The organism is Vogesella sp. LIG4, assembly GCF_900090205.1.
Lineage (GTDB): Bacteria > Pseudomonadota > Gammaproteobacteria > Burkholderiales > Chromobacteriaceae > Vogesella.
In genome coordinates, this window is the sequence record NZ_LT607802.1 from 598,751 (window position 1) to 611,673 (window position 12,923).

A 12,923-nucleotide genomic window follows, 5' to 3' on the forward strand; every position below is an offset into this window, starting at 1 on the left:
TCAGCCGGCAAACGCGTACGGTGCCAGGCCGCGCACGCCTTGCGGGTCGATCTCGAACACGCTGCCGGCCAGCGGCTGTGCGGCCAACGTTGCCTCGCTCAGGCCATCGCGGGCGGTGCTTACCGCCAGCCGCTCCAGCCGTTCGCCAAAGAACGCCACATTGGTCACCAGCGACACCGGTAGCCGGATGCGGCGCAACAGGCTGCCGTCCGGCGCGAAGCGCGACACGCAGCCGCCCTCCCAGTGCGCCACCCACAGGCAGCCTTCGGCATCCACCGTCATGCCGTCCGGGTAGCCTTCCTGCGGCGAAAACACCTTCCACACCTCGCGCGGCCCCGGCGTGCCGTCTTCCGCCATGGGGTAGCGGTAGATGGTGCGCAGGAAGGAATCGGTGTGGTACATCAGCTGCCCGTCGGGCGAGAAGCACGGCCCGTTGCAGATGTGGTAGCCGCTGTCTACCACCTGCCAGCTCAGGTCTGGCCGCAGCCGGTACAGCCGGCCATGGGCACCGGCCGGGTCGCTGTCGCTCATCGAGCCGGCGAAGATGCTGCCGTCGCACCAGGCCTTGGCATCGTTCAGCCGCATGCCGGGCTGGCGCGGGTGCGGGTTGGCGATCGGCTGCACGCTCGGCTCCGGCGCCAGCTGCAGCAGGGCGAAGCCGTCGCGCATGCCGGCCACCCAGCCGCCCCGGCTGCGCGGTATCACCCAGCCCGCCAGATCCGGCAGCTGCCACTGGCGGTACAGGCTGCCATCCGCCTGCAGCGCGTACACCGTGTGCTGGCGGATGTCGACGAAGTACAGCCGCGCTTCTGCCGCCGACCAGTACAGCCCCTCGCCCAGCACCGCACGGGCGTCGAACAGCAGGCGTGCCTCGCTCATCAGGTCCACCCGGCGTCCACCACGAATTCCTGCGCGGTGATCATGCGGCTGTCGTCCGCCGCCAGGAACAGCGTCATGCGCGCGATGTCGTCGCCGTGCAGGCGGCCGGCCAGGCACTGGTTGGCGTCTATCATCTGCTCGCCGGCAGCATCCACCCACAGCCGCAGCTGTTTCTCGGTCATCACCCAGCCGGGGGTAAGCGTGTTGACGCGCACGCCCTGCTTGCCCAGATCACGCGCCAGCGCACGGGTCATGCCGATGGTGGCGGCCTTGCAGGTTTCGTACACCGGGTAGCCGGCACCCTTGATCTTCCAGCTGATGGAGCTGAGGTTGACGATGGCGCCGCCACCGCCGGCCACCATGTCGGCGGCGGCCTGCTGCGCGGCAAAGAAGCCGGCGCGCAGGTTGATGGCCACCATCTGGTCGAAGTAGTCCGGGCTGACCGTGGCCAGCTGGTGGCGGTCATCGTTGGCCGCATTGTTGATCAGGATGTCCACCCGCCCCAGCGCTTCGCGGGCGGCGACAAAGGCGCCGGCGATATCCTCCACCCGGCTCATGTCGCAGGGCAGGAACAGCGGCGTGGGGCCCAGCGCGGCGGCGGCCTGCTGCACCTGCTGGGCCGCCTCGCGGTTGCGGCCGGTAAAGGCCACCCGCGCGCCCTGCGCCGCGAAGGCGGTAACGATGTCGGCACCGATGCCGGAACTGCCGCCGGTGATGAAGACCACCTTGCCGGCCAGGCTGGGATAGTGTGCGTACTGGCTCATGTCTCTCTCTTTGTATGTGCTGTCCGGCCGCTGTTGTGCGCGGCCTGTTGTGCTTGCGGCCAACCCTTGGCCCCGCTAGTGCGATTCGCGCGGCACCGCGGCGCCGCTGCTGCCCACCAGGAAATCCAGGTCGGCGCCCAGGTGCGCCTGCTGCACGTGCTTGACGTACAGATGGTACCAGCCGCGCGACGGCTGCTCCGGCGCCACCCACTGCTCGCGGCGGCGCGCCAGCTCGGTGTCGCTGACATGCAGGTGCAGGCGGCGCCCCGGCACGTCCAGTTCGATCAGGTCGCCGTTCTGCACCAGCGCCAGCGGGCCGCCGATGGCCGCCTCCGGCGAGGTGTGCAGCACCACGGTACCGTAGGCGGTGCCGCTCATGCGTGCGTCGGAGATGCGCACCATGTCGGTGATGCCCTTCTGCAGCACCTTGGGCGGCAGCTGCATATTGCCCACCTCGGCCATGCCGGGGTAGCCCCGCGGGCCGCAGTTCTTCAACACCAGCACGCAGTGCTCGTCCACGTCCAGATCCGGGTCGTCGATGCGGGCGTGGTAGTCGTCGATATCCTCGAACACCACCGCGCGGCCGGTGTGGCTCATCAGTGCCGGCGTAGCGGCGGACGGCTTGATCACCGCGCCGTCCGGCGCCAGGTTGCCTTTCAGCACCGCGATGCCGGCATCCGGCTTGAACGGCTCGGCGCGCGGGCGGATCACCTCGCGGTTGTAGCACGGCGCGGCGGCGGAGTTCTCCACGATGCTCTTGCCGTTGGCGCTGACGGTGTTGGCGTGCAGCACGCCGGAGATTTCGCGTATCACCGCCGGCAGGCCGCCGGCGTAGTAGAAGTCTTCCATCAGGAACTGGCCGGACGGCTGCAGGTTGACCAGGCAGTCCATCTCGCGGCCCAGGCGATCCCAGTCGTCCAGCGTCAGCGGCACGCCGATGCGGCCGGCCAGCGCCAGCAGGTGGATCACCGCATTGGTGCTGCCGCCTATCGCCGCGTTGACGCGGATGGCGTTCTCGAACGCTTCGCGGGTGAGGATCTTGGACATGGTGAGGTCTTCCTTCACCATCTCCACGATGCGGCGGCCGGTCAGCTGCGCCAGGCGGTTGCGGCGCGAATCCACCGCCGGAATGGCGGCATTCTCCGGCAGCGACATGCCCAGCGCTTCCACCATGCTGGCCATGGTCGAGGCGGTGCCCATGGTCATGCAGCTGCCCTTGGAGCGGTGCATGCAGGATTCGGAGGCCACGAACTCCTCCATGCTCATCTGCCCGCCGCGCACCATTTCCGACATCATCCACACCCCGGTGCCGGAGCCCACATCCTTGCCGCGGAACTTGCCGTTGAGCATCGGCCCGCCGGACAGGCCGATGGTGGGCAGGTCACAGCTGGCAGCGCCCATCAGCAGCGAGGGCGTGGTCTTGTCGCAACCCATCAGCAGCACCACGCCGTCTATCGGGTTGCCGCGAATGGACTCTTCCACATCCATGCTGGCCAGGTTGCGGAACAGCATGGCGGTTGGCCGCAGCTGGGTTTCGCCCAGCGACATCACCGGGAACTCCAGCGGAAAGCCGCCGGCCTCGTACACGCCGCGTTTGACGAACTCGGCCAGCTCGCGGAAGTGGCCGTTGCATGGCGTCAGCTCGGACCAGGTATTGCAGATGCCGATCACCGGCCGGCCATCGAACAGATCGTCCGGGTAACCCTGGTTCTTCACCCAGCTGCGGTGCATGAAGCCGTCGCGGTCCTGTTTGCCGAACCAGCCCTGGCTGCGTAGTGTCTTCTTGGCATTGCTCATGATGTGTTCCCGTGGCTACTGCACTGTGGCGTGCGTGATGGAAACATCCTAGCAACACATATCGATGCCAAACCAATGAAAAAATCGGCAAAACCGATATCGAAAAAAACATCAATCAGACAGTAAAGCTGCTGCCGTACAGCTCGTTGGCCACCTCGCGCAGCGTGCGCATCATCAGCACCGCGCCGGGCGACAGCTGCTGGTCGCGCAGGGTGATGAAGCCGAATTCGTCCATCTTGCACGGGAAGTTGATCGGCAGGACGCGCAGCATGCCGTAGCGGCTGTAGTGCTCCGCCACCCGGGTGGCGATGGCGCTCAGCATGTCGGTGGACTCCAGCAGCGTGGTGGTCACCAGCTGTGACACGGTTTCCACCACATTGCTGGGCGGGTCGATGTTCTGCTGGCGAAAACCCATGTCGATGCGGTGGCGCAGCACGCTGCCGGCCGGGGTAAGAATCCAGCCGGCGGAGAACACGTCGCGCAGCCCCAGCCCCGCCACGTTCAGCAAAGGGTGGCCGGGCCGGCACACGATGCTGATCGGCTCCTCGGCTATCGCCTCGTACACCAGGCTGCTCTTGTCCTGCTGCTGCAGGATGCGACCTATCATGATGTCCAGCTTCCCCGCCATCAGCCGCGGCTGCAGCATGTCGCTGGTATCGATGGTGACGTTGATGTCCAGCAGCGGGTACTGCTGCTTGATGCGGGCAATGGCCCGCGGCACCAGCTGCGTGCCCGGGTCGGTAATCGCCCCGATGCGCACCTGCCCCACCTGGCCGGCCTTCAGCGCGTGAATCTCCTCGTGCGCCTGGTTGAGGCTGGACAGCACCATGCGCGCGTGGCGGATCATGATCTCGCCGTACCAGGTTGGCCGCATGCCGCGCGGCAGGCGCTCGAACAGCGGCACCTCCAGCATGTCCTCCAGCTCCTTGAGCAGCTTGGACACCGCCGGCTGCGTCATCATCAGCGCCTCCGCGGTGCGGTGGATATTGCGCTCCTCGTCCAGCGCCACCAGCAGCAACAGCTGCCGCGTCTTCAGCCGCGAACGGATGAACCAGTTGCCGTAATTGCCTGCCATGCCCGCTCTCCAATCGATACAAAAATCAGTATCAATAATGGCATTTTTTTCATTAGTTGAGCATCACTTCTGGCGATAGTATGGATTCAACACCCAGCCAGGAGTCCGCTTCATGTTGTTGATCCAGTATCTCGACACCGATGGCCAGCCTGCCGTCGGCCTGCTGTCCGCCGACGGCGAGCAGTACCGGCCGCTTATCGGCCTGACCTCCACCTATGCGCTGGCCCAGGCCGCCATCGCCAGCGGCCGCGACCTGGCCGGTTGCCTGCAGGACTACCCGCAGGGCGAGCCCGCCCCCTATGCCGCGCTGCTGGAGCGTGGCGCGCTGCTGCCGCCGCTCATCCACCCGGACCCGGCGCACTGCTACGTTACCGGCACCGGCCTCACCCACCTGGGCAGCGCCGCCACCCGCGACCAGATGCACCAGAAGCTGAACCGGCAGGAGCATGCCGAGCTGACCGACAGCATGAAGATCTTCCAGCTGGGGCTGGAAGGCGGCCGCCACCAGGCTGGCCAGCCCGGCGTGCAGCCGGAATGGTTCTACAAGGGCGACGGCGGCATCGTGGCCGCGCCGGGCCAGCCGCTGCCGGCGCCGGATTTCGCGCTGGACTACGGCGAGGAGCCGGAGCTGGTGGGGCTGTACATCATCGACCCGCACGGCCGGCCCTGCCGGCTGGGCTTCGCGGTGGGCAACGAGTTTTCCGACCACGTCACCGAGCGGCAGAATTACCTGTACCTGGCACATTCCAAACTGCGCCCCTGTGCGTTGGGGCCGGCGCTGCGCATCGGCGAGCTGCCGGCGGCGCTCACCGGCGAGAGCCGCATCGAGCGCGACGGCGCCATCGTGTGGCAGAAACCGTTCCTGACCGGCGAGGCCAATATGTGCCACAGCCTGGCCAACCTGGAATACCACCACTTCAAGTACCGCCAGTTCCTGCGCCCGGGCGATGTGCACCTGCACTTCTTCGGCACCGCCACCCTGAGCTTTGCCGATGGCATCGAGGTGCAGCAGGGCGACGAGTTCGTGATCCACATTCCGGAGTTCGGCCCGGCGCTGCGCAACCCGGTGGCCCGCACTGCGCCGGCCTTCGCCATAGAGGGAGTGCGTGCACTATGAAACTGCCGGTATTCCGCAACTACATCAACGGCCGCTGGGTGAACGGCTCCACCACCGGGCTGGACGAGAATCCGTCCGAGCTGGACAGCCCGGTGGGCGAATACGCCCGCGGCAGCGCCGCCGACACCGTCGAGGCCATCGAGGCCGCCAGCGCCGCCTTTGCCGACTGGTCGCTGAGCAGCATCCAGCGCCGCGCCGACATCCTGCAGACGGTGGGCAACGAGCTGCTGGCGCGCCAGGACGAGATCGGCCTGCTGCTGGCACGCGAGGAAGGCAAGACCCTGCCGGAGGCGGTGGCCGAGGTTGGCCGCGCCGGGCAGATCTTCCGCTTCTATGCCGGCGAGGCGCTGCGCATCGGCGGCGAGCAGCTGGCCTCGGTACGCCCCGGCGTCAGCGTGGAAGTGAGCCGCGAGCCGGTGGGCGTGGTGGGCATCATCACGCCGTGGAACTTCCCCATCGCCATACCGGCGTGGAAGATCGCGCCGGCGCTGGCCTACGGCAACACCGTGGTGTTCAAGCCCGCCGAGCTGGTGCCGGGCTGCGCCTGGGTGCTGGCCGACATCCTGCACCGCGCCGGCATCCCGGCCGGGGTGTTCAATATGGTGATGGGCAGCGGCCGCCTGGTGGGCCAGAACCTGGTGCAGCACCCGGAGGTCGCCGCCATCAGCTTCACCGGCTCCGCCGGCGTGGGCCGGCAGATTCTGGACAGCGCCAGCAAGCGCGGCGCCAAGGTACAGCTGGAAATGGGCGGCAAGAACCCGCTCGTGGTGCTGAACGATGCCGACCTGGATATCGCCGTGCAGGCCGCGGTCAACGGTTCCTACTTCTCCACCGGCCAGCGCTGCACCGCCTCCAGCCGGCTGATCATCGAACAGGGCGTGTACGAGCCGTTCCTGGCCCGCCTGCAACAGCGACTGGCCGCCCTGCGCGTGGACAACGCCACCCAGCCAGGCTGCGACATCGGCCCGGTGGTGGATGAAAAGCAGCTGGCCACCAACCTGGACTACCTGCGCATTGCCGAGGCCGAAGGCGCGCGGCGGCTGTTCGGCGGCGAACTGGTGAGCCGCGCCAGCCGCGGCCACTACCTGCAGCCGGCGCTGCTCACCGGCACGCCGCAGATGCGCATCGCCCGCGAGGAAGTGTTCGGCCCGGTGGCGGTGGCCATGCCGGCGGAGTCGTTCGAGCACGCGCTGCAGCTGGCCAACGACACCGAGTTCGGCCTGTGCGCCGGCATCTGCACCCACTCGCTGCGCCACGCCAGCGAATTCAAGCGCCGCAGCAGAAGCGGCATGGTGATGGTGAACCTGCCCACCGCCGGCGTGGATTACCACGTGCCGTTCGGCGGCCGGCGCGCCTCCAGCTACGGCTCGCGCGAGCAGGGCCACCACGCCATCGAGTTCTACACCACGGTCAAGACCGCCTACACGGCGCCCTGAGCGTAAACAATTGTTTTAATTCCGATCTGCTGCCGGATAATGCCGCAGAACCCATCGTGTCACCCACCACTGGCCGCCCGAGCCAGGCAGTGACCGGTCATATACAGAGAGACAAAGAGGAGATGGTCATGAAACAACACACACTGGCGATTCTGCTTGGCCTGGCCGGCCTGTTGCCGCTGGCCGCCCACGCCGCCGACAAGGGGATGGTTGCCATTTCGATGCCGACCAAGTCGTCCGCGCGCTGGATCGCCGACGGCAGCAATATGGTCAAGTACCTGCAGTCCAAGGGCTACAAGACTGACCTGCAGTACGCCGAGGATGACATCCCCAACCAGCTGGCGCAGATCGAGAACATGATCACCAAGGGGCCGAAGGTGCTGGTGATTGCCGCCATCGACGGCACCACGCTGTCCGATGCGCTCTCCAAGGCCGCCAGCAAGGGCATCAAGGTGATTGCCTATGACCGCCTGATCAAGGGCTCCAAGAACGTGGATTACTACGCCACCTTCGACAACTTCCAGGTGGGGGTGATCCAGGGTGGCTACATCGAGAAGGCGCTGCACCTGAAGGAAGGCAAGGGCCCGTACAACATCGAGCTGTTCGGCGGCTCGCCGGACGACAACAACGCCTTCTTCTTCTACAACGGCGCCATGTCGGTGCTGAAGCCCTATATCGACAAGGGCAAGCTGGTGGTGCGCAGCAAGCAGCTGGGCATGGACAAGGTGTCCACCCTGCGCTGGGACGGCGCGGTGGCGCAGGCGCGCATGGACAACCTGCTCAGCGCCAACTACAGCAGCGCCAAGGTGGACGCGGTGCTGTCGCCGTATGACGGCCTGAGCATCGGCATCATCTCCTCGCTCAAGGGCGTGGGCTACGGCACGCCCAAGCTGCCGATGCCGGTGGTGACCGGCCAGGACGCCGAGCTGCCGTCGGTGAAATCCATTCTGGCGCACGAGCAGTCGCAGACCGTGTTCAAGGACACCCGCGAGCTGGCCAAGGTCACCAGCGACATGATCGACGCCATGCTGGCGGGCAAGCCGGTACCGGTGAACGACACCAAAACCTACAACAACGGCGTGAAAGTGGTGCCGTCCTATCTGCTCAAGCCGCTCAGCGTGGATATCGGCAACTGGAAACAGGTGCTGGTGGATACCGGCTACTACACCAAGGGCATGTTCTAACTGATCCGGCCTCGCCGGCGGGGCCACCCGCCGGTGCCGGCGCGGCATGAGGGCCCAAGGTTGGCCGCATGCACGCCGGCGCGGATTCGACGGTACCGCCCTGCCCGCCGCACTCCGGCAGCCAGGGCTACACGACGGGACGAAGCAGTGGAAACAATTCTGGAAATGCGCAGCATCACCAAGGAATTCCCCGGGGTGGTGGCGCTGAACCAAGTCAATCTCTCGGTGAGGGCGGGCGAAATCCACGCCATCGTCGGCGAGAACGGCGCCGGCAAGTCCACGCTGATGAAGGTGCTCAGCGGCGTCTACCCGCACCACAGCTACAGCGGCGAGATCGCCTTTGCCGGCCAGGTGCAGGCGTTTCGCGACATCCGCGATTCGGAGCGGCTGGGCATCATCATCATCCACCAGGAGCTGGCGCTGGTGCCGCAGCTGTCGATTGCGGAAAACATCTTCCTGGGCAACGAGCCTGGCCGCCACGGCGTCATCGACTGGCACCAGGTGTATGCGCGCACCACCGCGCTCTTGCAGAAGGTGGGGCTGAAAGAGGCGCCCACCACCCGCATCAGCGAACTGGGCGTGGGCAAGCAGCAGCTGGTGGAGATCGCCAAGGCGCTGTCCAAGAACGTGCGGCTGCTGATCCTGGACGAGCCCACCGCCAGCCTGAACGAAACCGACAGCGATGCGCTGCTGGAGCTGCTGCTGGAGCTGCAGCGCGAGGGCATCACCTCGATCCTGATCTCGCACAAGCTGAACGAAATCGCCAAGGTGGCCGACCGCATCACGGTGATACGCGACGGCATGGCCATCGAAACCATGGACTGCGCCGACGCGCCGATACCGGAAAACCGCGTGATCCAGCGCATGGTTGGCCGCGAGATGTCGGACCGCTACCCGCGCCGCCAGCCGCAGATCGGCGGCACGGTGTTCGAGGTGCGCAACTGGCGCGCCAGCCACCCGCAGCACCCGGACCGGCAGCTGCTGAAGGACATCAACCTGCACGTGCGCCGCGGCGAGATCGTGGGCATTGCCGGGCTGATGGGCGCCGGCCGCACCGAGCTGGCGATGAGCATCTTCGGCCGCAGCTACGGCAAGCGCATCCAGGGCGATGTCTACCTGCACGGCCAGGCGGTGGATGTCAGCACCATCCGCAAGGCGATACGCCACGGCATCGCCTACGTCACCGAGGACCGCAAGGGCCTGGGGCTGGTGCTGCACGACGATATCGCCCGCAACATCAGCCTGCCCAATCTGTCGCGGGTGGCGCGCGGCGGGGTGATAGACCAGGCGCGCGAGGTGACCGTGGCGCGCGACTTCCGCGAGAAGCTGCGCATCCGCTGTTCCGGCGTGACGCAGCAGGTGGTGAACCTGTCCGGCGGCAACCAGCAGAAGGTGGTGCTGAGCAAGTGGCTGTTCTCGCAGCCCGAGGTGCTGATCCTGGACGAACCCACCCGCGGCGTGGACGTGGGCGCCAAGTACGAGATCTACACCATCATCAGCCAGCTGGCCGCCGAGGGTAAGTGCGTGCTGATGATCTCGTCGGAAATGCCGGAACTGCTGGGCATGTGCGACCGCATCTACGTGATGAACGAAGGCAGCATGGTGGCGGAGTTCCCCGCCGCCGAAGCTTCACAGGAAAAGATCATGAGCGCGATCGTACGCGCCGGGAGCGAGAAATGAACGACCACACCGTGACCCTGCCGCCAGCGGCGGCGGGCAAGAAATACAGCGGCTTCCTGCGCCGCAACTTCCGCGAATACGCGATGTTCCTGTCGCTGTTCGTGATCATGCTGTTCTTCCAACTCAAGACCGACGGCACGCTGCTGATGCCGCTCAACCTCACCAACCTGGTGCTGCAGAACAGCTACATCGTGATCATGGCGCTGGCCATGCTGCTGGTGATCGTGGCCGGCCACATCGACCTGTCGGTGGGCTCGGTGGCGGGCTTCATCGGCGCGCTGGCGGCGGTGCTGATGGTGCAGCACGAGGTGCCGGTGTTCGTGGCCACCGGCGTCTGCCTGCTGGCCGGCGCCGTCATCGGCGCGGTGCAGGGCTATTTCGTGGCCTATCACCGCATCCCGTCCTTCATCGTCACCCTGGCCGGCATGCTGGTGTTCAAGGGCCTGGCGCTGACGCTGCTGGACGGCCAGTCCATCGGCCCCTTCCCGCTGATCTTCCAGAAGCTCAGCTCCGGCTTCATCCCGGAAGCCTTCGACGATGACAGCCTGCGCCTGAGCTCGCTGCTGCTGGGCTGTGCCGCCTCGGTGGCGCTGCTGCTGCTGGCGGTGAAACAGCGCGCCGCCCACCTGCGCCACGGCATGGAGGAAGAGCCAGGCCATTTCTTCTGGGCCAAACAGCTGCTGATCGCCGCCATCATCGTGTTCTTCAGCTACAAGCTGGCCGCCTACAAGGGCCTGCCCAATGTGCTGATCATCATGTGCCTGCTGGTGGCGCTGTACCAGTTCGTGACCATGCGCACCACCGTTGGCCGCCGCATCTACGCGCTGGGCGGCAACGAGAAGGCCACCCGGCTGTCCGGCATCAACACCCAGCGGCTGACCTTCTACACCTTCATCAACATGGGCGTGCTGGCGGCGCTGGCCGGGCTGGTGTTCGCCGCACGGCTGAACACCGCCACGCCGAAAGCCGGCCTGGGCTTCGAGCTGGACGTGATCGCCGCCTGCTTCATCGGCGGGGCCTCCGCCTCCGGCGGCGTCGGCAAGGTGATGGGCGCGGTGATCGGCGCCTTCATCATGGGGGTGATGAACAACGGCATGTCCATCCTCGGCATCGGCATCGATTACCAGCAGGTGATCAAGGGCCTGGTGCTGCTGGCCGCGGTATGGGTGGACGTTTACTACAAGAACAAATAAGGCGCCGGGCGGCCGCGCCGAACGGTGCGGCCAACCCCGCCACTGCGCGAGACCGCCATCATGTCCCACCCCCTACCCGTAACCACCCCGGCGCTGATCGGCCTGGACTGGGGCTCCACCCAGGTGCGTGCCTTCCTGTTCGGCCAGGATGGCCGGCTGCTGGACAGCATGCAGGCACCGCTGGGCGTCAGCCGTCACCCCGGCGCTGCCGGCGTGGCGGCGGTGCAAGCCTGGTTGGCCGCATGGCTGCAAGCCCACCCTGCCGTGCCGGTGCTGGCCTGCGGCATGGCCGGCAGCCAGCAGGGCTGGCAGGCTGTGCCCTATCTGCCCACCCCGCTGCCGCTGGCGGCGTTGGGTAGCCACCTTACCCGGCTGGATGCCCGGCTGAACACCTGGCACCGCACGGTGTGCATCGTGCCCGGCGTCAGCCACCATGGTGCCGGCGACGGCTTCCGCGACGTGATGCGCGGCGAGGAAACCCAGCTGGCCGGCCTGGCCACCGCCTACCCGGAGCTGGTGGCGCCAGAACTCATCCTCACCCCCGGCACCCACAACAAATGGCTGCGCCTGCAGGGCGGGCAGTTGCAATCGCTGTCCACCTGCATGACCGGCGAGCTGTACGCGCTGCTGCGCGAACACAGCCTGCTGGCGCCGCTGCTGGCGGATGGCGACTTCGATGCCGACAGCTTCCTCGCCGGGGTGGATGCCGCCCGCGAACGGGGCGACTGGCTGCACCAGCTGTTCGGCGTGCGCGCCCGCGGCGTGCAGCAGCAACTGGCGCCCGCCGCGCTGAACGACTGGCTATCCGGCCTGCTGATCGGCTACGAAATCCACGGTGCGCTGGCCGCCGGCGGCAGCGTGGCGCGCTGCGGGCTGATCGGCAGCCCGGCGCTGACCCGCCGCTACGCCACCGCCCTGCGCCACCTGGGCATCGTCGCCGTCAGCCTGGACGGCGAGCGCGCCGCCAGCGCCGGCCTGTGGCGCATCGCCAGCCAGGCCGGCCTGTGCCGGCCGCTTGCGGCCAACCTTAGCCTGGAGTCCTGAATATGCAGCAGCAAACCTTCTCGCCCCCCCTGCACGGAAACCCGGGCCCGGATCTGGACAGCGCCATGGCGCAGCTACCGCTGGTCGCCATCCTGCGCGGAGTGCGCCCGGACGAAGTGCTGGCCATTGCCGGCGCCTTGTACGACGCCGGCTGGCGCATGCTGGAGGTGCCGCTGAACTCGCCGGCGCCGCTGGAAAGCATCGCCCTGTTGGCCCGCCACTTTGGCGAACGCATGCTGGTGGGCGCCGGCACCGTGCTCAGCGCGCAGCAGGTGCGCGAGGTGGCAGCCGCCGGCGGGCGGCTGATCGTGTCGCCCAATCTGGAACGGGAGGTGGTCACCACCAGCAAAGCGCTGGGGCTGTACGCTTTGCCCGGCGTGCAGACCGCCAGCGAATGCTTTACCGCGCTGCAGGCCGGCGCCGACGGCCTGAAGCTGTTCCCCGGCGAAGCTGTCACCCCGGCCATCATCAAGGCGCTGCGCGCGGTGCTGCCGCCCGCCACCCGGCTGCTGCCGGTGGGCGGCATCACCCCGGACAATATGGCCGCCTTCAGCGCCGCCGGCGCCAGCGGCTTCGGCATCGGCAGCGCGCTGTTCAAGCCCGGCATGAGCGCCGCGGCGGTCGGCCAGCAGGCGCAGCGTTTTGCTGCCAGCCTGCGCGGCCAACAACCGGCCCACGCCAGCCAGTAGCCCGGTTACCGGCCATGAAAAAACCCCGCCACCAGCATCGTGCCGGTAGCGGGGTTTTATATACG

The 12,923-nt window shown here is 67.2% G+C and carries 11 protein-coding genes; 7 read left to right on the forward strand and 4 right to left on the reverse strand.

Going from position 1 to position 12,923, the window contains the following annotated elements; all coding sequences use genetic code 11:
• The 4 genes from PSELUDRAFT_RS02780 to PSELUDRAFT_RS02795 all read right to left on the reverse strand — a co-directional run bounded on the left by PSELUDRAFT_RS02780 (nt 1) and on the right by PSELUDRAFT_RS02795 (nt 4,515).
• Nucleotides 1–879 (reverse strand): SMP-30/gluconolactonase/LRE family protein, encoded by an 879-nt coding sequence (locus PSELUDRAFT_RS02780; RefSeq protein WP_088965402.1) that lies wholly within the window; start codon nt 877–879, stop codon nt 1–3.
• Nucleotides 879–1,643 (reverse strand): SDR family NAD(P)-dependent oxidoreductase, encoded by a 765-nt coding sequence (locus tag PSELUDRAFT_RS02785; protein WP_088965403.1) that lies wholly within the window; start codon nt 1,641–1,643, stop codon nt 879–881. The genes PSELUDRAFT_RS02780 and PSELUDRAFT_RS02785 overlap by 1 nt, the downstream gene beginning before the upstream one ends.
• A gap of 75 nt (nt 1,644–1,718) precedes the next feature.
• Entirely contained in the window at nt 1,719–3,440 is a 1,722-nt protein-coding gene (locus PSELUDRAFT_RS02790) for an IlvD/Edd family dehydratase (RefSeq protein WP_088965404.1), read from the reverse strand.
• Nucleotides 3,441–3,555: 115 nt separating this feature from the next.
• Complete coding sequence (locus tag PSELUDRAFT_RS02795) at nt 3,556–4,515, reverse strand: LysR family transcriptional regulator (protein WP_088965405.1); 960 nt, start codon at nt 4,513–4,515, stop codon at nt 3,556–3,558.
• A 112-nt stretch (nt 4,516–4,627) separates the two neighbouring features.
• Between PSELUDRAFT_RS02795 and araD1 the strand changes: the two genes are divergently transcribed.
• From araD1 to PSELUDRAFT_RS02830, 7 genes are all read left to right on the forward strand, one after another.
• Nucleotides 4,628–5,632 (forward strand): AraD1 family protein, encoded by a 1,005-nt coding sequence (gene araD1, locus PSELUDRAFT_RS02800; RefSeq protein ID WP_088965406.1) that lies wholly within the window; start codon nt 4,628–4,630, stop codon nt 5,630–5,632.
• Nucleotides 5,629–7,068: an aldehyde dehydrogenase family protein gene (locus tag PSELUDRAFT_RS02805; protein ID WP_088965407.1), complete on the forward strand. Its 1,440-nt coding sequence runs from the start codon at nt 5,629–5,631 to the stop codon at nt 7,066–7,068. Before araD1 ends, PSELUDRAFT_RS02805 begins: the two co-directional genes overlap by 4 nt.
• Nucleotides 7,069–7,196: 128 nt before the next feature.
• Entirely contained in the window at nt 7,197–8,252 is a 1,056-nt protein-coding gene (chvE, locus tag PSELUDRAFT_RS02810) for a multiple monosaccharide ABC transporter substrate-binding protein (RefSeq protein ID WP_088965408.1), read from the forward strand.
• Nucleotides 8,253–8,399: 147 nt separating this feature from the next.
• On the forward strand, nt 8,400–9,932 hold the full coding sequence (mmsA, locus tag PSELUDRAFT_RS02815) for a multiple monosaccharide ABC transporter ATP-binding protein (RefSeq protein ID WP_088965409.1): 1,533 nt from the start codon (nt 8,400–8,402) through the stop codon (nt 9,930–9,932).
• Nucleotides 9,929–11,125, forward strand: coding sequence for a multiple monosaccharide ABC transporter permease (gene mmsB / locus PSELUDRAFT_RS02820; RefSeq protein ID WP_088965410.1), 1,197 nt, complete (start codon nt 9,929–9,931; stop codon nt 11,123–11,125). The genes mmsA and mmsB overlap by 4 nt, the downstream gene beginning before the upstream one ends.
• A 60-nt stretch (nt 11,126–11,185) precedes the next feature.
• A complete protein-coding gene (locus PSELUDRAFT_RS02825) occupies nt 11,186–12,169 on the forward strand; it encodes a 2-dehydro-3-deoxygalactonokinase (RefSeq protein ID WP_157724999.1) in 984 nt (327 codons plus the stop codon).
• A gap of 2 nt (nt 12,170–12,171) precedes the next feature.
• Complete coding sequence (locus PSELUDRAFT_RS02830) at nt 12,172–12,858, forward strand: 2-dehydro-3-deoxy-6-phosphogalactonate aldolase (protein ID WP_179947567.1); 687 nt, start codon at nt 12,172–12,174, stop codon at nt 12,856–12,858.
• The last annotated feature ends 65 nt before the right edge of the window (nt 12,859–12,923 follow it).

Coding starts and splice junctions, on each gene's coding strand:
- PSELUDRAFT_RS02830 (WP_179947567.1), top strand. CDS start 12,172: ATGCAGCAGCAAACCTTCTCGCCCCCCCTGCACGGAAACCCGGGCCCG.
- PSELUDRAFT_RS02785 (WP_088965403.1), bottom strand. CDS start 1,643: ATGAGCCAGTACGCACACTATCCCAGCCTGGCCGGCAAGGTGGTCTTC.
- PSELUDRAFT_RS02790 (WP_088965404.1), bottom strand. CDS start 3,440: ATGAGCAATGCCAAGAAGACACTACGCAGCCAGGGCTGGTTCGGCAAA.
- araD1 (WP_088965406.1), top strand. CDS start 4,628: ATGTTGTTGATCCAGTATCTCGACACCGATGGCCAGCCTGCCGTCGGC.
- chvE (WP_088965408.1), top strand. CDS start 7,197: ATGAAACAACACACACTGGCGATTCTGCTTGGCCTGGCCGGCCTGTTG.
- PSELUDRAFT_RS02795 (WP_088965405.1), bottom strand. CDS start 4,515: ATGGCAGGCAATTACGGCAACTGGTTCATCCGTTCGCGGCTGAAGACG.
- PSELUDRAFT_RS02805 (WP_088965407.1), top strand. CDS start 5,629: ATGAAACTGCCGGTATTCCGCAACTACATCAACGGCCGCTGGGTGAAC.
- PSELUDRAFT_RS02780 (WP_088965402.1), bottom strand. CDS start 879: ATGAGCGAGGCACGCCTGCTGTTCGACGCCCGTGCGGTGCTGGGCGAG.
- mmsB (WP_088965410.1), top strand. CDS start 9,929: ATGAACGACCACACCGTGACCCTGCCGCCAGCGGCGGCGGGCAAGAAA.
- PSELUDRAFT_RS02825 (WP_157724999.1), top strand. CDS start 11,186: ATGTCCCACCCCCTACCCGTAACCACCCCGGCGCTGATCGGCCTGGAC.